Source organism: Streptomyces sp. NPDC006314 (assembly GCF_040613075.1).
In the GTDB taxonomy this organism is placed as follows: domain Bacteria; phylum Actinomycetota; class Actinomycetes; order Streptomycetales; family Streptomycetaceae; genus Streptomyces.
Genome location: NZ_JBEXRL010000006.1, coordinates 225528 through 247311, shown reverse-complemented (window position 1 = coordinate 247311; position 21784 = coordinate 225528). Strand labels below are relative to the sequence as shown.

Sequence of the window (21784 nt, the reverse complement as noted above, 5' to 3'; positions counted from 1 at the left end):
GGGTTCGTGCCGTTCGCCCCTCAGGATGCAGGCAACGATGTCGAACCTCCGGAGGTCATCCGACATGAGAGGGACCCGGCGCACGCGGCTGTGCCTGGCCGGGGTGATGGCAGCGTCCGCGCTGATCGCCACCCCCGCCGCACGGGCCGCCGAGCGGACCGACGGCCACCTCACCGACCTGGTCAACCCCTTCATCGGGAGCCAGGACGAGGGCAACACCTTCCCCGGCGCGGCCGTGCCCTTCGGCATGGTGCAGCTCTCCCCGGACACCGGGCACAGCACCGGCTACGACTACACGCAGAGCCGTATCCGCGGCTTCTCCCTGGTCCATCTCTCGGGCGTCGGCTGCCGCATCGGCGGCGACCTGCCCGTGCTGCCCACCACCGGCGACGTCACGCAGACGGACTACGCCCAGTACGCGGCCGGGTTCTCACACGAGGACGAGGAGGCGAGCCCCGGCTACTACCGCGTCGGCCTCGCCTCCGGCATCCGGGCCGAGCTGACCGCCACCGAGCGAACCGGCGTGCAGCGCTACACCTTCCCGGCCACCGGCAAGGCCAACGTCCTGCTGAACGCGGCGCAGTCGCTGCACAAGGCGGTCGGCAGCGCCGTGGAGATCCTCGACGACCACACCGTGCGCACCAAGATCACCGGGCATGGCTTCTGCCGGGACACCGGCCCCTACACGGTCTACACGATCACCCGCTTCAACCGGCCCTTCACCGCGTACGGCACCTGGGACGGCCGGGCCGTCACCCCGGGCGCCCGGACCGGACGCGGCGGCGCCTACGTCCGCTTCGACGCCACGAAGAACCGCACCGTGGAGGCGACCACCGCCCTGTCGTACGTGGACGCGCGCGGTGCCGCCGGCAACCTGCGCGCCGAGGGCGGCCGGCCCTTCGACGCCGTGCGCCACCGGGCGCGCGAGGACTGGGAGCGCCGGCTCGCCGGCGTCCGCGTCCAGGGCGGCACGCCCCCGATGCGCCGCACCTTCTACTCCTCGCTGTACCGGTCGTTCCTCGGGCCCAACATCGGCAGCGACGCCGACGGCCGCTACGCCGGCTGGGACCGGCGTACCCACCGCGCCGACGGGTTCACGTACTACCAGAACTGGTCGCTGTGGGACACCTACCGCACCCAGGCCCAGCTCCTCGCCCTGCTCGCGCCGCGCGAGGCGCGGGACATGGCCCGGTCGGTGGTGGCGATCGACGAGGACGGCGGCTGGCTGCCCAAGTGGGGCTACGGCCCGGTGGAGACGAACGTCATGAGCGGCGACCCGGTCACCCCGTTCCTGACCACCGCGTACCACATGGGCCTGCTCAAGGGGTTCGAGGAGCGGACCTACCGCGCGCTGAAGAAGAACGCCGACGGCGTGCCACCCGCCGAGTACCCGGGCATCGGCCGGGAGGCCAACACCGAGTACATCGCCCAGGGTTTCGCGCCCTACGTCAAGGGCCGTCCGTTGGCCAAGATGGGCGACTCCGACTACCACCACGGCGCCTCCGTCACCCTGGAGTACGCGCTCGCCGACGCCATGCTCGCCCAGATGGCCCGCGGTCTCGGCCACGAGGACGACGCCGCCCGCTATGCCGCCCGGTCTCGGAACTACCGGAACATCTTCGACCCCGTCACCGGCTTCTTCCGTGCCCGTGACGCCTCCGGCGCCTTCACCGGCTCGCCCGACCCGGCCCGCGGCACCGGCTTCCACGAGGGCACCGCCTGGCAGTACCAGTGGCTCGTGCCGCAGGACCTGCCCGGCATGGTCGACCTGATCGGCGGCAACCGCGCGGCCAACGACCGGCTGGACTCCTTCTTCGCCTACGACCGGCTGCTCGCCGACCCCGCGAGGACCGCCCGCGAGGTATGGGTACACGGGGACGCGTACGACTACTACAACGCCGACAAGTACAACCCGATGAACGAGCCCGACCTCATCGCGCCCTACACCTACCTGTCCACCGGCCGGCCCTGGAAGACCACGGACGTGGTGCACGCGGCACTGACCCTCTTCACCGACACCCCCACCGGCATGACCGGCAACGACGACCTCGGCACGATGTCCGCCTGGCACGTGCTGTCGTCCATCGGGCTCTTCCCGATCCAGCCCGGCTACGACACCTGGGGCCTGTCCACCCCGGTCTTCGACCGGGTCCAGCTCAGGCTCGACCGGCACTACTGGCCGAGCGGTGGGCTGACGATCTCCGCACCCGGCACCTCCGCCGCCGACCGCTACATCCAGGCCGTCCGGACCGACGGGCGGCCGCACGGGCGGACCTACCTGACGACCGGTGGGCTGCGCTCCCTGCGCGCGCTCGCCTTCACGGTCGGCCCGCGCCCGTCTGAGTGGGGTACGTCACCCGAGGCGGCGCAACCCGTTCTGAGGTGACCTGGGCCGTCACCTGGGGCCCGCCCCTTCCGCCGGGCGGGCCTCCCCGCTTCTGTTGACCGTGCGTAGCACGATCGTACTTGACCGTAATCGGCTGGCGGGGATGGACTGCACAGATCCGCCCCTCCTCGACGCGCGAGGCAAGCCCGTGACTTCCGACCTGCTCGCCCCCCTAGACCTGGCCTTCTGGAACATGGAGTCCGACCGGTATCCGATGCACCTCGGAGCGCTCGGTGTCTTCGGCGCGCGCTCGCCCACGGCCGGGGCCCACGCGGCCGACCTGCTCGCCACCCGCGCCGCCGCCGTACCGGGCCTGCGCATGCGCATCCGCGACGTCTGGCAGCCGCTCGCCTTCGGCGGGGCGGCCCGCGAGACCGACCCGGACTTCGACCCCCTCAACCACGTACGGCTGCACGCCCCGACCGCCGGCTTCCACGCGGCGGCCGGCCGGCTGATGGAGCGCCCACTGGAGCGCGGCCGGCCGCCGTGGGAGGCACATGTGCTGCCCGGCGAGGACGGGGTGTCCTTCGCGGTGCTCTTCAAGTTCCACCACGCCCTCGCCGACGGGCTGCGCGCGCTCAAGCTCGCCGCCGGCGTCCTGGACCCGGTGGACCTGCCCGAGCGCACGCCCCGCGCCATCGAGCCGCCCCGCGGCCTGCTGCCGGACGTGCGCAAGCTGCCCGGCCTCGTCCCGGAGCTGGTCAAGGGCGCCCTGTCCGACGTGGGCCGGGCCCTGGACATCGGTGCCTCGCTCGCCCGGTCCACGCTCGGCATGCGCCCGTCCTCCGCGCTGACCTCCGCACCCAGCGGCACCCGCCGCACCGCCGGGGTGGTCCTCGACATCGACGACGTCCACCGGGTGCGCAAGAGCGTCGGCGGCACCGTCAACGACGTGCTCATCGCCGTCGTCGCCGGTGCCCTGCGCCGCTGGCTGGACGAACGTGGCGACGGCAGCGCGGGTGTGGCGCCCCGCGCCCTCATCCCCGTCTCCCGGCGCCGCCCGCGCACCGCCCACCCACAGGGCAACCGGCTCTCCGGCTATCTGATAACGCTTCCGGTCCACGACCCCGACCCGCTCGGCCGCCTCGCCACCGTGCGCACCGCGATGGTCCGCAACAAGGACGCGGGCCCCCACCGGGGCGCCGGCGCCGTCGCCCTGCTCGCCGACCACGTGCCGGCGCTCGGTCACCGGCTCGGCGGGCCGCTCGTCGGCCAGGCCGCCCGGCTGTGGTTCGACATCCTGGTCACCAGCGTGCCGCTGCCCGGTCTCGGCCTCCGGCTCGGCGGCAACGAGCTGACGGAGGTCTACCCGCTGGCACCGCTGGCGCCCGGTCAGTCGCTGGCGGTCGCGATCTCGACGTATCGCGGTCGCGTGCACTACGGGCTCGTCGCCGACGGGCAGGCTGTGCCGGACCTGGATGTGTTCGCTCGGGCGGTGACGGAGGAAGTGGAGACGCTGCTCTCCGTCTGCGAGCCTTGATCGCGAGGCCTTCGGCCGGGTTCGGGATCCCACCGGCATCACCCGTGCGGCTTTCGTGGTCGGGTGCGGGGGCCTCGTGGGGCGGATGCGCCGTCGGCGCTTGCCGAGTCGCCGGGGGATCCGGCGCGGCGGCCCGAGCGGTTCGGCGGCCGGATTCCGGCGCAGGGACCCCGAGCGGTTCGGCGGGTGGCGTCGCGCTGCCGGGCCGGGTGGGTCCGGCAGCGAGCTCGGGCGGGTTCGGCTGCGAGGACGGGCGGGTTTGGCCGTAGGGCCTGCCGCTCCGTAAAATCCGCTGTTCCAGGGCGGGCGCGAGTCGGAGCGCTGCGCGGGTGATCAGGGAAGCGGCAGCGCGATGACGGTGACAGAGGACGGGTCTGCGTCCATGGAGGTCCCCATGGACGTCCCCACGGACGCCTCCGTGGACGAGGTGGTCTACGGACCCGGCATCGATCCGGAGCGGCTGGCCGTCTGCCTGAGCGTGCTCGAGGAACTGGACCGGCTCGATGTCGACCACCCCGACGCGATCAAGGTGCGCCGGGCCACCTCCCACATCTACCGGACGGTCAAGCAGCGCCGCCGGCAGGAACGCCGGGCGGCCAAGACCGCGCACGACCGCGCCGTCACGGAGGCCACCGCGACCGGCTCCGCCGAGCGCATCGACGACGAGACCGAGGGCATCCTGCCCTCCTCGAAGGTCGAGGAGGGCAGGATCGCGGGCATACTCCAGCGCCCGCGCTCCTGCTACACCTGCAAGAGCCGGTACGTGGAAGTCGACTACTTCTACCACCAGCTCTGTCCCGACTGCGCCCGTGTCAACCGGGCGAAGCGCGACGCCCGTGCCGACCTCACCGGCAAGCGGGCCCTGCTCACCGGCGGTCGCGCCAAGATCGGCATGTACATCGCGCTGCGCCTGCTGCGCGACGGCGCGCACACGACCGTCACCACGCGGTTCCCCAAGGACGCCATCCGCCGCTTCAAGGCGATGGACGACTCGGCGGACTGGATGCACCGTCTCGAGATCGTCGGCATCGACCTGCGCGATCCGGCCCAGGCCGTCGCGCTGGCCGACCAGGTCGCCGAGGCGGGCCCGCTGGACATTTTGATCAACAACGCCACGCAGACCGTGCGCCGCCTGCCCTCCGCCTACGCCGCCCTGGTCGAGGGAGAGAGCGCCCCCCTGCCCGCCGGGGAGCTTCCCGCCCACCACGTCATCGGCGCCTTCAACTCCGGCGCGGTCGACGGACTGGCCGCGCTGCCCGTCGGCACCAGTGGCCTCGACGCACAGAAGGTGGCCGACCTCGCCCTGGTCGCGGGCAACGCCAGCGTCGCCCGGCACCTCGACGGCACCGCCATCGATGCGGGCGGCCTGGTCCCCGACGTCGTCGAGACCAACACCTGGGTGCAGACGATCGAGCAGATCTCCCCGGTGGAGCTCCTCGAGACCCAGCTGTGCAACTACACGGCGCCGTTCATCCTGATCAGCAAGCTCCGCCCCGTCATGGCCGATGCCGCCAGGAAGGCGACGAGTGGACGGGCGTACGTCGTGAACGTCTCGGCCATGGAAGGTGTCTTCGGCCGCGGCTACAAGGGCGCGGGCCACCCGAACACCAATGCCGCCAAGGCCGCGATGAACATGGTGACGCGAACCAGCGCCCAGGAGATGTTCGAGAGCGACGGCATCCTCATGACCTCGGTCGACACCGGCTGGATCACGGACGAGCGCCCGCACTACGACAAGCTGCGCCTCGCCGAGGAAGGCTTCCACGCGCCCCTCGACCTGGTCGACGGCGCCGCCCGCGTGTACGACCCGATCGTGTGCGGCGAGGCGGGCGAGGACCTGTACGGCGTCTTCCTGAAGGACTACGCGCCCGGCAGGTGGTGAGCCGCCGGGCGGCCGGGCGGAAGTCATGCGTGCCGGGCGTGCGGGCGAAAGTCATGCGTGCCGGGCGGCCGGGTGGAAGACCGGTGGCGGCCCGGTGGCCGGTGATCCACGTGCGATCGTCGTGCCGGGGCGCCCGGTGCGCAGGACGCGTACGTCGTGGTTGCACTCCACCGGACAGGCCGCCCTGTGCCTGTCAGGCCCTTCGGCGGGCCCACCGCGTCACCGCCGGGGCCTCCGGCACCGGGCTCGGTTGTGCGATGCTGAACGCGGGCCCGAGCAACCGTTTCCCCAGGTCTTCTGACGGGCGGTCAGGGTCGGGGCTCGTACGCGGCGCCGCCGTCGATCCACCGTGCCGAGCGGTGAGTTGCGGGCCGCCACCAGTTCCAGCACCGTCCGTCAGTCCTCCAGCACGCCCGCGTCGAAGCCCCCGTCCGGCTCTCCTCGTCCGTCACGGCACCGGCCCGACACCGAGGACGTCGCTCCCCCCGCGAGACAGCCGTTGCCCGCACGTCGGCAGCGTTTGGCGCGCTGCGGCCGGGCCGACGGCACTTGGACCGCCTCGCGCCCCGGCACGCTGAAATCCCAGCTCCGACATCGAAGAAGTGTTCGCTCATGTAGGCCGAGTGGGTGATTCACTCTGTCACCCGGGTGATGCGCGTTATTACAAATAGCCGCATATTGAGGGGCATTGACGGGCCAAGTGGCGCCCACGCGTTACACCTTGTTTGCATTCCCTATCGAGCGGACGTCCGCTCATTTGGTTAACCTGGAAGGGACGGACAGCAGCAAGGGGTCCCACCCACACCCACCGTCCGTCCCGGGGTGAGCCGGTCGACAACGGCCTGCTCCGACACGAGATACCGGCGCCACCGCGCCCGAACTGGCCTTCCATCCAGACCCGAGCGGGCGACGAGCACCGGAGCGCAGACTGTCCGGTATGCCCCGAGGGTGACCCGACACATAAGGAGTGCGCGGTGACACCGGAGAAGACGAATCGCGAACAGCGCCCCGAGGAAAGCACGGAGCGCGCGGGCCGCCGGGCCGGAGAACTCGGCAGCCTCGAGGTGTGGGCCCGGTCCGCCCCGATCCGCCTCGCGGGGTACGAGGACGACCTCGCCGAACCGCACATCCTGCCGAGCGTGGACTGACGCCGCGGCCTGTCCCGTCGCGATCGCCGATGGCATGGGCGTGGCAGACTCACGCCCATGCTGATCAGAGAAGCCGCGGCCGACGACTGGCCGCGGATCTGGCCTTTCTGGCACCGGATCGTCGCCGCCGCCGAGACCTACGCCTGGGACCCGGAGACGACCGAGGAAGCGGCCCGCGCGCTCTGGATGGACCCCGCCAAGCGCGTCTACGTCGCCGAGAACGCCGCCGGAACCGTGGTCGGCTCGGCCTACCTCACCCCCAACTACGGCGGACCCGCCGCCCGCGTGGCCAACGCCGGCTTCATGGTCGACCCGGACCACACCGGCCGCGGCGTCGGCCGTGCCCTCGCGGAGCACGTGCTGGCCGAGGCCAAGGCCCACGGATACCGCGCGATGGTCTTCAACGCCGTGGTCGAGACGAACCCGGCCGTCGGCCTCTGGACGTCCCTCGGCTTCACCGTCCTGGGCACGGTCCCGGACGCGTACGAGCACCCACGGCACGGCAGGGTCGGGCTGCACATCATGTACCGGGCGCTGGACTAGGCCCGCTGCCACCTCCCGGACCCGCCCCGTATCCCGGCGCGGTCCTCAGCGCCGCCCCGCCGCCGGTGCCGTCCGCTGCCACGGGTGCAGCCGCTCCAGCTCCTCCGCCAGGTCCAGCAGGACGGACTCGGTACCCGGGCGGCCCACGAGCTGTACGGCGCAGGGGGCGCCCGAGGGCAGGGTGCCGAACGGGACGGACATCGCGGGCCAGCCGGTGAGGTTCCACGGCGGGGTGAACGGCGAGTAGGCGGCGTTGGCGAGGACGTTGCGCAGCCAGCCTCGCTCGTGCCACGGGCCGGCCTGGGGGGAGCGGCGGGCCAGCGCCGGGGTGAGCAGGACGTCGTGCTCGGCGAAGAAGGGCGTCAGCCGGTCGCGCAGGCGCTCGCGGCTGCCACCGGTGCGGACCGAGCGGACGAAGCGCCGGCCCAACGCCGCGTGCACCCGGGTCCGCCGGGCGAGCCGCGCCGGGTCCAGACCCTCGGCGTCCGCCGCGGTCCCGGCCGTCCAGTGCCGCAACGAGGTCACGCCCAGGGAGAGGGGGTACGGCGGCTCGGCCCGCCGCACGCGGTGCCCGGCCCGGGCCAGGAGCCCGGCCGCCTGCCGGACCGCGGTCGTATACGGCCTGCTCACGCTCACCCCGGCCAGCGGGCTGCGTACGGCGACGGCGATCTTCCTCCGTGACGGCTTCTCCGCCCGGCCGAGCTCGGTGCCCGCGAGGACGCCGAACATCAGTCGCAGGTCCTCGACCGTCGTGGCCAGCGGACCGTTCTCCGACATGCCGAACCAGTCGCCGTTGCCGATCCCCGCCGGTACCACCCCGTGCCCCGGCTTCAGCGTGACCAGGCCGCAGTTCGCGGCCGGGATGCGCAGCGAACCCATGCCGTCGTTGCCGAGCGCGATCGGCACCAGCCCCGCGGCGACCGCCGCCGCGCTGCCGCCCGAGGAACCCCCCGCCGTCCGCGAGAGGTCCCACGGATTGCGGGCGACGCCGTACACACCGTCCGTCGTGCCGAAGACGCACAGCTCGGGCACGTTCGTCAGGCCCACCACCACCGCACCGGCCGCCCGCAGCCGGGCCACCGTGACATGGTCCTCGGCGGCCGGCGTGTCCGGACTGGCGGCGGTGCCGTTGCGGTGGGACTCGCCACGCACCGCCAGGTTGTCCTTCACGGCCACCGGCACGCCCGCGAGCGGCAGTTCGGCCAGATCGGTACGGGAGGCCACCTCGTCGGCCTCGGCGAGCGCCGCCTCCGGGCGAACCTTCCGGAACGCCTCGATCCGTCCGTCGAACCGTTCGATCCCCGCCAGGTGCTCGGCCACCACCTCCCGTGGCGTCACCCGCTTCTCGCGTACGGCGTCGGCGATCTCGGCGGCGCTCCGCCCGGCCCAGTTCCCCACCGGCACTCCTCGGTCAGTCGTCGGCTACTCGCTGGTACATCACGGCGCAGGGAGAACTGTGCCCGGTCGGGGGCGGTACGTCGAGAGGCCGGCGGCGGGGAGCTGGGCCGCCGCCCCTGGAACCCGTAGACCGTCGTTCCGCCCGACCCGCGCACGATGGCCCAACGTAAGGGGACACTCCTCAAGAGGGTTCCTCCACGCGCTCGTCCGACCGGACAGCCGCCGTGCTGCCCCGCCCCGTCAGACGCGGTACCGGTACGCCCACCGCGCGGGCCGCGTCGCCGTCCAGCAGCGCCAGCAGTTCCCGGGCCGCCGTCCGGCCGAACTCCGCGCTGTCGCGGGACAGGGCGGACAGGCGGGGCGTGACCATCCGGCACAGCGCCGAGTCCTCCCAGGAGACCACCGACACGTCCTGCGGGACACGCAGGCCCAGTTCGGAGGCGGCGGCCACGCCGGCCACGGCCATCACGTCGTTGTCGTAGATGAGCGCGGTGGGGGCGGGGGAGGAGCCGAGGACCCGGTGGGTGACCGCCGCGCCCTCCGTGTCGGAGTAGTCCGTGGTCAGCGAGCGGACCTCGGTGAGGCCGCGCCGCTCCGCCTCCGCGCGCAGGGTGGCGATACGGCGCCGGGTGTGGGCGAGGTCGGGCAGGCCGGCGATGTGGACGATCCGGCGGTGCCCCAGGGCGGTCAGCTCGTCCACGACAGAGGCCATCGCACCGGCGTCGTCCGCCCACACCGTGGACAGTCCGGGGTGGCGTACGTCGGGTGCGCCGCCGATGACCACGGCGGGCAGACCGAGTTCGTCGAGGAGGCGGGGACGGGGGTCCTCCGCGCGCGGGTCGGCCACCAGGACGCCGTCGACCCGGTGCTCCGCCCACCAGCGCCGGTACACCGCGCACTCGTCGGCCACGTCCTCGGCCACCTGGAACAGCAGGCCCAGGTGGCGCTCGGCGAGCACCTCCTGGATGCCGGAGACGAGCTGGAGGAAGAAGGAGTCGACGCCCAGGGTGTGTGCAGGGCGGGCGAGGACGAAACCGACCGTCGCCGCGCCCTCGCCGGACAGGGCCCGGGCGGCCGTACTGGGACGCCAGCCGAGCTGCTCGGCGACCCGCTGGACCCGGGCGCGGGTGCGCTCCGAGACGCCGGGACGGCCGTTGAGCGCGAAGGACACGGCGCTCTCGGACACCCCGGCCCGCCGGGCGATGTCCTTCATCGTGGGCCGGCGGGCGGGCGATCGCTTCTCCGGCAACGCTGTGCTCCCCATTCGGTGCGGTGTGGTTCAGGCCAACTGCTAATGCGCTTGAGCACTCACACCCTAAAGCGCATTAGCGATCGACCGCAATGGGCCCAACCCGCCGCTGTGAGCAGGGATTTCGCGTCACTAATGGCATTAGCTGCGTCGAATCCATTGACGTCCCCGGGAATCGCTGTGCACAGTCTGGCCCGGCACTTCGGCCGTATCCCACCGCAAGAACCGCAGCCCGCCGCAAGGCCGCATCCCACCTCAAAGGAGCCCAGCCGCCGTGCGTATCTCCCGCAGAACCTTCGCCGCCGCTGCCGTCGCCCTCGTCCTGCCGCTGAGTGCCTGCGGCTCCAGCGGTGACGACGGCGGCTCGACCGACGCCTCCGGCAAGGTCGAGGGCCACATCACCTTCCAGACCTGGAACCTGCGTGCCAACTTCAAGTCGTACTTCGAGGGCCTGATCGCCGGCTTCGAGAAGAAGTACCCCGGCACGCAGGTGAAGTGGGTCGACCAGCCCGCAGAGGGCTACCCCGACAAGCTCAGCGCCGACGCCGGCGGCGGCACCCTGCCCGACGTCGTCAACGTCTCCCCGGACCTGGTCGCCCCGCTCGCCCAGGCCGGACTGGCCCTCGACCTCGACAAGGCCGCAGCCAAGTACAGGTCCGCGTACCTGGACGGTGCTTGGGCCAGCCACCAGGTGCCGGGCCTGAGCGGCACGTACGCCTTCCCCTGGTACCTGAACACCGGGCCGCTCTTCTACAACAGGGCACTGTTCAAGAAGGCCGGGCTCGACCCCGAACAGCCGCCGAAGACGTACGGCGAACTCTTCGCCGACGCCCTGCGGATGGCGAAGAAGAGCGGGGGCAAGGTCGCCACCCTCGCCAACGTGCCCACCATCGAGGACTTCGGGCGCTACGGCGTCCCGCTGATGAACCACCAGGGCACGGCGTTCGCCTTCAACGACGCCAAGGGCGTACAACTGCTCACGAAATACAAGGAGCTGTACGACGCCAAGGCGCTCGACCCGCAGGCGCTGACCGCGACCCCGGAGTCCTCGGGCAAGAAGTTCCTCACCGGTGCCGTCGCCATGAACCCCGGCAGCGCCCTCGACCTCGGCAACTTCAAGAAGAACGCGCCGAACCTGTACAGGAACATCGGCATCACCGATCAGATCACCAGCACCGGGCACGTCAACATGTACGTGATGGGTGTGATGGTCAACTCCCGCACCCGGCACACGCCGGCGGCGGTCGCCTTCGCGCACTTCGTCACCGACGCCCAGAACCAGATGTCGTTCGCGAAGAAGGTCGCCATCTTCCCGAGCACCGCCGGCTCCCTCGACGACCCGTACTTCACCCAGGAGGACGGCACCGACGAGACGCGCGTGCGCGTCGCAGCCGCCAAGTCCCTGAAGAACGCGGTCAACTACACGCCCGTGCTGTTCAGCGACCAGATGAAGACCGCGCTGCGCAACGAGGTCGCCAAGGCGCTGCAGGGCAAGGAGAGCCCCAAGCAAGCCCTCGACAACGCTGTCAGCGCTGCCGACCGCCTCCTCCAGCAGGGCTGACCGGCCATGGCCACTCCCACCGTGCCCACCCGGGTCCGGCGCCAACTGGGCGCCAGCCCCTGGATGTTCGCTGCGCCCGGACTGCTCGTCACCGGCGCCTTCGTGCTCTACCCGTTCGTCTCCACCCTGGTGAGCTCCTTCACCGACCGCCGCACCCTGATACCCGGTCACTTCGTGGGTCTCGCCAACTTCCGCGAGCTGCTCCACGACGACATGTTCTGGACCGGGCTGCGCAACAGCACGCTGTACATCGTGGGAGTCGTACCGGCTCTCGTCGTCCTGCCGCTGCTGCTCGCCCTGCTGGTGCAGGAGAACATCCCCGGCATCGCCTTCTTCCGCTCCGCCTTCTACACCCCGGTCGTCGCCTCGATCGTCGTCGTCGGGCTGATCTGGGTGTGGCTGCTGGACGAACGCGGCCTGGTCAACTCGTTGCTGGAGACCGTCGGGATCGGCCGGGTCGGTTTTCTCAGCGACCAATGGCTGCTCCTGATGAGCGCGATGGCCGTCACGGTGTGGAAGGGCCTCGGCTACTACATGGTCATCTACCTCGCCGCGCTGGCCAACGTGCCGCGCGAACTGCACGAGGCCGCCGCCGTGGACGGCGCCGGACCGGCGCGCCGCTTCCTCTCGGTCACCGTGCCCGCCGTCCGCTCCACGATGGTGCTGGTCGGCGCGCTCTCCTCGGTCGCCGCCTTCAAGGTGTTCTCCGAGGTGTACCTCATGGCCGGCCCGAGCGGCGGTCCGGCCGGCGAGGACACCACCCTCGTCATGCTCGTGCAGCGCACCGGCACCGGCCTCACCGGCCGGGTCGGCTACGCCTCCGCCCTCTCCGTCGTCGTGTTCGTCGTCACCGTCGTGCTGATGCTGCTCGTGCTGCGCGCCGACCGGAGGGAGGAGCCGTGAGCGTCCTGGAGAAGGTCCGGCCCGAACGGACCGCGGTCACCGGTGCCGCTCGCGGGCCCCGCCGCACCGACCGGCACGGCCGCCGCATCCGGGCCGGCGAACTGGTCTGGCGGTACCTGCTGCTGCTCGCCGTCGTCGCCCTGACCGTCGGCCCGTTCCTCTGGCAGCTGTCCACGTCCCTGAAGGGACCCACCGAGGACATCTACAGCTCACCGCCCACGTTCCTGCCCGGCCGCCCCACCCTGCACAACTACGCGCGGGTCGCCGACACCATCCCGGTCTGGGACTACGCCCTGAACTCCCTGAAGGTCGCCACCGCCAACGTCGTGACGAACTGCGCAGGTTCGGCGCTCGCCGGATACGCCCTGGCCCGGCTGCGCTACCGCGGCCGGCGCGTGACCACCCTCGTCTTCGTCCTGGCGATGCTGGTGCCCGTCGAGGGCATCGTCATCGCCCAGTTCACCACCATGCGTGAACTCGGCCTGAACAACACGCTCGTCGGCGTCGTCCTGCCCGGCGCGATCGGCGCGATGAACGTGCTGCTGATGCGCAACGCCTTCCGCAACCTGCCCTACGAGATCGAGGAGGCGGCCTACGTCGACGGCGCCAACGTCTGGCAGCGGTTCCTGCGCATCGCCCTGCCCTCTGTGAAAGGCACCCTCGCCGTCGTCGCGATCTTCGCCTTCATGGGCGCCTGGGACGACTTCCTGTGGCCGCTGATCGTGCTCAGCGACCCGTCCAAGTTCACCCTGACCATCGGCCTCAACTATCTGCACGGCACCTTCGCCAACGACGAGCGTCTCGTCGCCGCCGGCACGGTGATCGCCGTGGCGCCGCTCATCGCCCTCTTCGCCTGCCTGCAGAGGTACTTCTTCCGCGGGGTCGGCGAAGGCGCCGTCAAGGGCTGAACCCGTACTCCACCCGCCAGGAGCAAGGACACCGCATGCCCACTGCCGTGCGCTTCGGCGTCAACTACACCCCCAGCGAGGGATGGTTCCACCACTGGCTCGACTTCGACCTCGACTCCGTACGCGCCGACCTCGACGCGATCGCCGGGCTCGGTCTCGACCACATCCGCGTCTTCCCGCTGTGGCCGTACTTCCAGCCCAACCGCACCCTGATCCGCCCGCACGCCGTCGACCAGCTCGTGGCCCTCGCGGACGCGGCCGCCGAACGCGGCCTGGACGTCAACGTCGACGGCCTGCAAGGGCACCTGAGCAGCTTCGACTTCCTGCCCGCGTGGACCCGCACCTGGCACCGCCGCAACCTCTTCACCGACCCGGACGTGATCGGCGGGCAGGCCGCCTATCTGCGTACCCTCGCCGCCGCCCTCGCCGACCGGCCCAACTTCATCGGCATGACCGTCGGCAACGAGGTCAACCAGTTCGCCGCCGGACCCCACCCGGACCCCGACCGCGTCACGGCCGAGGAGGCCGAGCGGTGGCTCGTCCGGATGCTGGCCGCCTGCGCCGAGGGCGCCCCGGGCCGGCTCCATCTGCACGCCTCCTACGACGCCTCCTGGTATCAGGACGACCAGCCCTTCACCCCCGGCCACTCCGCCCGGCTCGGCGACCTCACCGCCGTGCACTCCTGGGTCTTCAACGGCACCGCCCAGCACCACGGTCACACCTCCGTGCCGGCCGAGCACCACGCCGCCTATCTGGTCGAGCTGAGCAAGGCCTGGGCCGACGCACCGCACCGGCCGGTGTGGCTCCAGGAGGTCGGCGCACCCGCACCCCTCGTGCCCGCCGAGCACGCCGCCGCCTTCGCCGGGGCCACCGTCACCAACGTCCTCGACTGCCCCGACCTGTGGGGCATCACCTGGTGGTGCTCCCACGACGTCGCGCGTGACCTCGCCGACTTCCCCGAACTCGAGTACTCACTCGGCCTGCTGACCAACGACCGGCGGCCGAAGGACATCGCGCGGGTGCTGGCGGAAGCGGCCCGGGATCCCCGCACACCCCCCGCTGTCCGCGGTACGGCCCTCGTCGTGCCCGCCGAGCCTGGTCACCGTTCCCGCTGCGCGCCCGGCGGGCCGGTCTTCGACGCGTTCTTCCGGCTCGTCGCCGACGGCGCCCGTCCCACCACCGTGCTGGACACCCGCGCCGACGACAAGGAACACCTCACCGCACGCGGCATCACCGAAGTCGTCCCTGCCGACCAGGTACTCCCCACCCCACAAGGAGGCACCCGCTCGTGAACCCCACCAGACGCACCGTCCTGATCGCCGCGACCGCGGCCGCCCTCACCCCCTCCCCGCCCGTCGCCGCGGTCCCGCGCGCCACCGCCGCGACCCCGCCGTACGCCTCCTACTGGTACCCGGACTCGCTCCCCTCCGGCAGCCCCGGGGCCGGTATCACCTGGCGCAGCCTGAAGACCTGGCGCGCGGCCGACGACCCCGACCTCGCCTTCAACGCCGCTTCCGTGCCGCTCGCCGCCCGCTTCACCCCGACCCCGGCCAACACCGCCGCCCGTTCCGGCCAGGCCCGCATCCAGGCCCTGGTCTCCTTCGGGCCCACCGCCGGCAACCCCTCCCAGGGATCGGCCACCGCCGACTACTACGCCCTGACCCACTGGGCGTACCTGGACGAGCTGGTCTTCTGGGGCGGCTCGGCCGGTGAGGGGCTCATCCTGGCGCCGAGCGCGCCGGTCGTGGACGCGGCCCACCGGCACGGTGTCCCCGTCCTCGGCAACATCTTCCTGCCGCCCACCGCCTACGGCGGCCGGCTCCAGTGGACCCGCGACCTCGTGCAGAAGGACGCCACCGGGCACCACCCGCTCGCCGCCCAGCTCGTCGCGGTCGCCGAGGCCTACGGCTTCGACGGCTGGTTCGTGAACGCCGAGACGGGCGGGGGCAACACCGCGCTCGGCACGGCCATGCTCGGTTTCGTCAGGGAGCTGAAGGCCCTCGCGGCGGCCAAGGGGCAGCGGGTGACCTGGTACGACGCGATGACCGTGAACGGCACGGTCAGCTGGCAGGGCGCCCTGAACAACCAGAACCAGGCGTTCTTCCAGGCCGCCGACGCCATGTTCGTCGACTTTCGGTGGAGCGCGGGCACGCTGGCCGCCTCGGGCGCGAAGGCGGGCGAACAGGGGCGCAGCCGGTACGAGTTGTGGGCGGGCGTCGACGTGGAGTCGAACGGGTCGGGTACGTCCGTGAACTGGGACGCGATCGTGCCGGCCGGGAAGCCGCACATCACCTCGATCGGCTTCTACCGGCCGGAGTGGACCCGTAACCACCTGCCCGCCGACCAGCGCGCTCCCGAGGACTTCCACGCGGCCGACGACCGGTTCTGGAGCGGGCGGTCGCTCGATCCTTCCCGGCCCGACGGCGCCGACCCGTGGCGGGCGCCGGCGGTGTCGGTGGCCGACCACTCGACGGTGACCTCGGTGCCGTTCGCCAGCGTGTTCAACACCGGACACGGGCTGCGGTGGTACGAGGAGGGGGCCGTCACCTCGGAGGCCCCCTGGAACCACCTCGGGCTCCAGGACCGGCTGCCGTCGCGGCGGTGGGTGGTGCGGACGGCGGGAGAGCGACCGGTGATCTCCTTCGACTTCGCCGCTGCCTGGCGGGGTGGCAGCAGCGTGCTGGTGAAGGGTGAACTGGATCAACCGGCGGTGGTGGATCTGTACGCGACCCGGCTGCCGATCGGTGTGAACACGGTGATCGAGCTGACGTACCGGACCGAGACCGGCGGTGTGAACGTCGAGCTTGCGGTGGCGACCGCTGAACCGAGCGGGGCCGGGGCGACTCCGCCGTACACGTATCTGGCTGTGAATCCGGTCAACAGCCATGCCCGTGTGAAGTGCGTCAACGGCTGGCAGACAGCGACCCTGCCGCTCACAGGGCTGTCCGGTTCCGTCCATGCCCTCGGCGTTCGGCTCACCGCCACCGAGGGCCCGGTGCGCTGGCGGCTGGGCGGGCTCGCCGTCCGGGACGCGGTCACCCCACCCGCCGCCCCCTCCGGCGCCCGCGTCACCGCGGCGAGCGGCGGTGACCTCCGCCTCGCCTGGAACGCCGCCCCCGGCGCCGTCCGCCACTACACCCTCCACCGTCTCCTCCCCGACGGCAGCCGCCGCTTCCTCGGCGCCACCGGCCAGCGCGCCCACTTCCTCTCCGGCCTGCGGCCCGAACAAGGCGAGAGGGCCGCACGGTTCGAACTGCGCACCGTGGGGGAGCTCTACAACGCCTCGACCCCCGTGACCGTCACCCACACCTGGTAACCAACCGGAACCCCGCAGGGAGCAACCCCCATGCATGACGACCGCACTCTGGTGGAAGCCCGCCTCAGGCGTGTCCTCGACGAACGCATCCGCCCCGCCGTCTACCCCGAGTCCGTGCCGCTGCAGGTCGCGGTGTGGCACGCGCCCGGTGAACCGGTGCCGGTCGCGGAGGGACTCGCCGCCGAGCCCGAGCCGATCGAGGTGGGCACCCGGTGGGGTGCTCCGTGGGGCACCAGCTGGTTCCGGGTGACCGGGACCGTGCCCGAGGCGTGGGCCGGGCGGACCGTCGAGGCCCTGCTCGACCTCGGCTTCGACGAGAACATGCCCGGCTTCCAGTGCGAGGGCCTGGTCTACCGGCCCGACGGCACCCCGGTGAAGGGCCTCAACCCGCGCAACCAGTGGGTGCGCGTCGGCGCGCCCGTCGGGGGCGGCGAGGAGGTGCGCCTGCACATCGAGGCCGCCTCCAACCCGGTCATCCTCGACTACCACCCCTTCCGGCCCACCCGGCTCGGTGACAAGGACACCGCCGGCCACGAGCCGCAGTACACGCTCACCCGCATGGACCTCGCCGTCTTCGACGAGACCGTGTGGCAGCTCGTGCTGGACCTGGAGGTGCTCGGCGAGCTGATGGCCGAACTGCCCGTGGACTCCGCGCGCCGCTGGGACATCCTGCGCGCGGTCGAGCGGGCCCTGGACTCCGTCGACCTGCAGGACGTGGGCGGCACGGCGGACCGGGCGCGCGCCCAGCTGACGGAGGTGCTCGCCGCCCCCGCGGTGCCGTCCGCGCACCGGATCAGCGCCGTCGGGCACGCGCACATCGACTCGGCCTGGCTGTGGCCCTTGCGGGAGACCGTCCGCAAGGTGGCCCGTACGACGTCCAACATGACCGCGCTCATCGAGGACGAGCCGGGGTTCGTCTTCGCCATGTCCCAGGCACAGCAGTGGGCGTGGGTGAAGGAGCACCGGCCCGAGGTGTGGGCGCGGGTGAAGAAGGCCGTGGCGGAGGGACGGTTCGTGCCGGCCGGCGGGATGTGGGTGGAGTCGGACACCAACATGCCCGGTTCCGAGGCGATGGCCCGCCAGTTCGTACACGGCAAACGCTTCTTCCTCGACGAGTTCGGCATCGAGAACGAGGAGGCCTGGCTGCCCGACACCTTCGGCTTCGCCGCGGGCCTGCCGCAGATCATCAAGGCGGCCGGCTCCAAGTGGCTGCTGACCCAGAAGATCTCGTGGTCGCAGACGAACAGGTTCCCGCACCACACCTTCCAGTGGGAGGGCATCGACGGCACCCGGATCTTCACGCACTTCCCGCCCGTCGACACCTACAACTGCTCCATGAAGGGCAGCGAAATCGCCCACGCGGCCGAGAACTTCAAGGACAAGGGCAGGGCCAGACACTCGCTCGCGCCCACCGGCTGGGGCGACGGAGGCGGCGGCACCACCCGCGAGATGATCGGCAAGGCGGCCCGGCTGCGCGACCTCGAGGGCTCGGCGACCGTCGTCTGGGAGACACCCCGCGCGTTCTTCGAGAAGGCCGAGGCCGAGTACCCCGAGCCGCCGGTCTGGGTCGGCGAGCTGTACCTCGAACTGCACCGCGCCACGCTCACCAGCCAGGCCAGGACCAAGCAGGGCAACCGGCGCAGCGAACACCTGCTGCGCGAGGCGGAGCTGTGGGCGGCCACGGCAGCGGTGCGCACCGGGTTCCCCTACCCCTACGAGGACCTGGACCGGATCTGGAAGACGGTCCTGCTGCACCAGTTCCACGACATCCTGCCCGGCTCGTCCATCGCCTGGGTGCACCGGGAGGCGCGGGCGACGTACGAGCGTCTCGCCGGCGAGCTGACCGCCATCATCGAGGGCGCCCAGCGCACGCTGACCGGTACGGGCACGATTCCGCTGGTCTTCAACGCGGCCCCGTATCCGCGCTCCGGTGTTCCCGCCGGCGGTGCGGCCACCGCGGCGGTGCAGGGCGGAACGACGCACACGCCCACGCCAAACGGCGGTCACGTCCTGGACAACGGCCTGCTGCGGATCACCGTCGACGCCCGGGGCCTGGTGGTCTCCGCCTACGACCCCGCCGCCGACCGCGAGACGATCGCCCCCGGCAAGGCCGCGGGTCTCCTCCAACTCCATCCGGACTTCCCGAACATGTGGGACGCCTGGGACGTCGACTCCTTCTACCGCAACACCGTCACCGACCTCACGGACGCAGAGTCGGTCACGGCCGGCGAGGACGGCGCGTCGGTGCGGATCGTCCGCTCCTTCGGCGACTCCCGGGTCGTCCAGGTGCTGTCGCTGCCGCCGGGGGAACGGCGGCTGCTCATCGACACCGAGGTCGACTGGCACGAGACGGAGAAGTTCCTGAAGCTGGCGTTCCCCCTCGACCTGCACGCCGAACGGTACGCGTCGGAGACCCAGTTCGGGCACGTCCACCGCCCCACGCACACCAACACCTCATGGGAGGCGGCCAAGTTCGAGGCCTGCAACCATCGCTTCGTCCACCTGGAGGAGCCCGGCTGGGGCGTCGCGGTCGTCAACGACTCGACGTACGGGCACGATGTGACCCGGACCGTGCGTGCCGAGGGTGACCGCGGTACGACCACCACGGTGCGCGTATCACTGTTGCGCGCACCGCGTTTCCCCGACCCCGAGACCGATCAGGGCGTGCACCGTTTCCGGCACGCCCTGATCCCCGGCGCCTCGATCGCCGACGCGGTCCGCGAGGGCTGGCGGATCAATCTGCCGGAACGCCGGACGACCGGCGCCCAGGAGGTCACCCCGCTGGTCACCGTCGACAACGACGCGGTCGTGATCACAGCGGTGAAGCTCGCCGACGACGGCAGCGGTGACGTGGTGGTCCGCTTCCACGAGGCCCACGGCGGCCGGGCCCGGGCCACGCTCACGGCCGGCTTCGAGACCACGGACGTCACCGTGACGGACCTGCTGGAACGGCCGGGCGGCGACGGGGAGCCGCCGGTGCGCGACGGCGACCGGATCACGGTACGGCTGCGCCCGTTCGAGCTGATGACCCTGCGGCTGCGCAGGGGCTGACCACCCGTCGGGCGGCGCCGGCAGGGGCTCGTCCTGCGTCGCGCGGCGGCAGTCCGGCGAGGCCGTCCAGGACGTGGCGGGTGCCGGGGTCCCGCCCGTCCCGGTCCGGTAGATCATGCCGGCCGTGCCGGCGGGCTTCACCATCGGGCGGGGCAACGACATCCAGGCCGCCGCGATCGATGCCCTCGGTCGTCCGACCGGACGTCCGCCTGGCCGTCGACGCCAGCCAGCGCTGGAGCGTGGACGAGGCGATCCGCTGGACGAATGCCCTGGCCGAGTTCGGCCCGTACTGGATCGGGGAACCCACCAGCCGAGGACGTCCTCGGCCACGCCGCCATCCGCCGTCTGGTGAGCCCGGTCAAGGTCGCCACCGGCGAACGCGTGCACAACCGGATCGTGTGTGAGGTGACCGCGCAGCTCAGTGCGGCGGAACCCACGGCCGTCCACGAGGGCACCGCACGGCGCGTCTACGATCTCTGAGCCACCCCTGCCAGCCGGGTCGGCGGCAGATACTCGCGCACATACGTCCGCTCCCAGCAGGCACCCGTCTCCCGCAGCTCCCGCCAGGTGGTGTAGCGGTAGCGGAAGAGGCGGGCCCGGACGTAGTGGGGCGGGGTGTCCGGTGGGAAGGGACAGCGGCGCAGGAGCCTCAGCGTGTCACGGTCGTTCTCCAGGAGCCGCTCCACCAGGCCGCCGAACCATTCCCCGGCATAGGCGGGCGACAGCGCGGCGAACCACATCAGCCAGTCCAGGCGAAGGTGGTAGGGCGCGTACTGGCGTGGCCAGCGGCGTGGATCGCCCGGCTTGCCCTTGAACTCGTACTCGCGCCAGTCCGAGTCCTCCCTCGGCACATCGTCCAGCGTGCCCTCGACCACCACCTCGTCACGCACCCGGCTGACGCTGCCGAAGGCTCCATAGGTGTTCACCAGGTGCAGCGGGTCGAAGGAGCGGTTCATGACCTGGCGCCGGGAGGTCATGTTCAGCACCGGGTGGTAGCTCAGGAAGAGCAGCAGTGCGGCGACCGCCAGTACCACGACCTCGTACCACAGGGGCGCCGACGGCACGGACGGCGCGTCCGCCGGGAGCCGGAGCGCCGACAGGGCCAGCACGATCGTGATCCAGTTCAGCCACGAGAAGTTGCCGGAGAGCACCAGCCACAGCTGGGTGACGATCATCAGGGCGGCCGCGGCCGACGCGATCGGCTGCGGAGTGAACAGCAGGACCGGCACGATCAGCTGGGTGACATGGTTGGCGGCCACCTCCACCCGGTGCAGCGGCTTCGGCAGATGGTGGAAGAACCAGCTCAGCGGGCCCGGCATGGGCTGCGTCTCGTGGTGGTAGTACAGGCAGGTCAGCTTCCGCCAGCAGGCGTCGCCCCGGAGCTTGATCAGCCCGGCGCCGAACTCGACGCGGAACAGTATCCAGCGCAGCAGGAACAGCACGACCACGGGCGGCGCCACCTCGTCGTTGCCGAGAAAGGCCGCGAGGAAGCCGGTCTCCAGCAGCAGCGACTCCCAGCCGAACGCGTACCAGGTCTGGCCCACGTTGACGATGGACAGATACAACGCCCAGGGCACCAGCCACAGCAGAATCCCCGCCCACAGCGGCAGTTCGGAGTCCGCCCCGGCGAGCAGGGCCACCGACACCGCGCAGCCCGCACAGGCGCAGGCCGCGAAGAACCGGTCCGAGTAGTGCGCGTGGAACAGGCTCGGGGCCCGTCTGAAGGACACCCGCGCCACGAAGCGCGGGATCGGCAGCATGCCGCGCTCCCCGAGCAGGGCCCGGAACTGCAGGGCCGCCGTCAGGAACGCGAAGAGATACACGGCGGCCAGAGCCCGCTGGAGAACCAGCCGGCTCAACCAGTAGTCGGGTGCGGTGAACCAGTCCACGGTGGTGCGCGCCCTTCGTCGCGGCCGGACACTTTCCCGAGTTGCCCGTCGGCCACGGGGCAATGCGGAC

General features: G+C 71.7%; 14 protein-coding genes and 1 pseudogene. 12 read left to right on the top strand and 3 right to left on the bottom strand.

Annotated elements, in window-relative coordinates:
* Positions 1-64: 64 nt before the first annotated feature.
* The 5 genes from ABZ079_RS13645 to ABZ079_RS13625 all read left to right on the top strand — a co-directional run bounded on the left by ABZ079_RS13645 (position 65) and on the right by ABZ079_RS13625 (position 7439).
* A complete protein-coding gene (locus ABZ079_RS13645) occupies positions 65-2386 on the top strand; it encodes a GH92 family glycosyl hydrolase (protein WP_356939599.1) in 2322 nt (773 codons plus the stop codon).
* A gap of 148 nt (positions 2387-2534) precedes the next feature.
* Positions 2535-3866, top strand: coding sequence for a wax ester/triacylglycerol synthase family O-acyltransferase (locus ABZ079_RS13640; RefSeq protein WP_356939598.1), 1332 nt, complete (start codon positions 2535-2537; stop codon positions 3864-3866).
* A 352-nt stretch (positions 3867-4218) separates the two neighbouring features.
* Positions 4219-5748, top strand: coding sequence for an SDR family NAD(P)-dependent oxidoreductase (locus tag ABZ079_RS13635; RefSeq protein ID WP_356939597.1), 1530 nt, complete (start codon positions 4219-4221; stop codon positions 5746-5748).
* 974 nt (positions 5749-6722) lie between these two features.
* The gene (locus tag ABZ079_RS13630; RefSeq protein ID WP_356939596.1) at positions 6723-6896 is read left to right on the top strand and encodes a hypothetical protein; all 174 of its coding nucleotides are present in this window, start codon (positions 6723-6725) and stop codon (positions 6894-6896) included.
* A gap of 57 nt (positions 6897-6953) precedes the next feature.
* Entirely contained in the window at positions 6954-7439 is a 486-nt protein-coding gene (locus tag ABZ079_RS13625; RefSeq protein WP_356939595.1) for a GNAT family N-acetyltransferase, read from the top strand.
* 45 nt (positions 7440-7484) lie between these two features.
* Here ABZ079_RS13625 and ABZ079_RS13620 read toward each other — a convergent pair whose 3' ends face one another.
* Positions 7485-8837: an amidase family protein gene (locus tag ABZ079_RS13620; protein WP_356939594.1), complete on the bottom strand. Its 1353-nt coding sequence runs from the start codon at positions 8835-8837 to the stop codon at positions 7485-7487.
* A gap of 181 nt (positions 8838-9018) precedes the next feature.
* Positions 9019-10086 carry a LacI family DNA-binding transcriptional regulator gene (locus tag ABZ079_RS13615; RefSeq protein ID WP_356939593.1) on the bottom strand — a complete coding sequence of 356 codons (1068 nt, stop codon included), beginning with the start codon at positions 10084-10086 and terminating at the stop codon, positions 9019-9021.
* A gap of 274 nt (positions 10087-10360) precedes the next feature.
* Here ABZ079_RS13615 and ABZ079_RS13610 point away from each other — a divergent pair, with 274 nt between their 5' ends.
* The 7 genes and pseudogenes from ABZ079_RS13610 to ABZ079_RS13580 form a co-directional block, all read left to right on the top strand.
* Entirely contained in the window at positions 10361-11647 is a 1287-nt protein-coding gene (locus ABZ079_RS13610) for an extracellular solute-binding protein (RefSeq protein WP_356939592.1), read from the top strand.
* A gap of 6 nt (positions 11648-11653) precedes the next feature.
* Positions 11654-12550, top strand: a complete 897-nt coding sequence (locus tag ABZ079_RS13605) for a sugar ABC transporter permease (protein WP_356939591.1) — start codon at positions 11654-11656, stop codon at positions 12548-12550.
* Positions 12547-13458 (top strand): carbohydrate ABC transporter permease, encoded by a 912-nt coding sequence (locus ABZ079_RS13600; RefSeq protein ID WP_356939590.1) that lies wholly within the window; start codon positions 12547-12549, stop codon positions 13456-13458. Before ABZ079_RS13605 ends, ABZ079_RS13600 begins: the two co-directional genes overlap by 4 nt.
* A gap of 47 nt (positions 13459-13505) precedes the next feature.
* Positions 13506-14750 (top strand): glycosyl hydrolase, encoded by a 1245-nt coding sequence (locus ABZ079_RS13595; RefSeq protein ID WP_356939755.1) that lies wholly within the window; start codon positions 13506-13508, stop codon positions 14748-14750.
* Positions 14747-16774, top strand: coding sequence for an endo-beta-N-acetylglucosaminidase (locus tag ABZ079_RS13590; RefSeq protein WP_356939589.1), 2028 nt, complete (start codon positions 14747-14749; stop codon positions 16772-16774). Before ABZ079_RS13595 ends, ABZ079_RS13590 begins: the two co-directional genes overlap by 4 nt.
* A 30-nt stretch (positions 16775-16804) precedes the next feature.
* Positions 16805-19825 (top strand): glycoside hydrolase family 38 C-terminal domain-containing protein, encoded by a 3021-nt coding sequence (locus ABZ079_RS13585; RefSeq protein ID WP_356939588.1) that lies wholly within the window; start codon positions 16805-16807, stop codon positions 19823-19825.
* A gap of 188 nt (positions 19826-20013) precedes the next feature.
* A pseudogene (locus ABZ079_RS13580) lies at positions 20014-20224 on the top strand (enolase C-terminal domain-like protein); the annotation flags it as partial.
* Positions 20225-20292: 68 nt separating this feature from the next.
* On the opposite strand, the gene ABZ079_RS13575 reads toward ABZ079_RS13580, so the two are convergent.
* Complete coding sequence (locus ABZ079_RS13575; RefSeq protein WP_356939587.1) at positions 20293-21714, bottom strand: lipase maturation factor family protein; 1422 nt, start codon at positions 21712-21714, stop codon at positions 20293-20295.
* Between the last annotated feature and the right edge of the window lie 70 nt (positions 21715-21784).

What these genes read in the sequence shown, in the direction of transcription:
- ABZ079_RS13625 (WP_356939595.1), top strand. Translation starts at nt 6,954, where the DNA reads ATGCTGATCAGAGAAGCCGCGGCCGACGACTGGCCGCGGATCTGGCCT.
- ABZ079_RS13635 (WP_356939597.1), top strand. Translation starts at nt 4,219, where the DNA reads ATGACGGTGACAGAGGACGGGTCTGCGTCCATGGAGGTCCCCATGGAC.
- ABZ079_RS13605 (WP_356939591.1), top strand. Translation starts at nt 11,654, where the DNA reads ATGGCCACTCCCACCGTGCCCACCCGGGTCCGGCGCCAACTGGGCGCC.
- ABZ079_RS13645 (WP_356939599.1), top strand. Translation starts at nt 65, where the DNA reads ATGAGAGGGACCCGGCGCACGCGGCTGTGCCTGGCCGGGGTGATGGCA.
- ABZ079_RS13585 (WP_356939588.1), top strand. Translation starts at nt 16,805, where the DNA reads ATGCATGACGACCGCACTCTGGTGGAAGCCCGCCTCAGGCGTGTCCTC.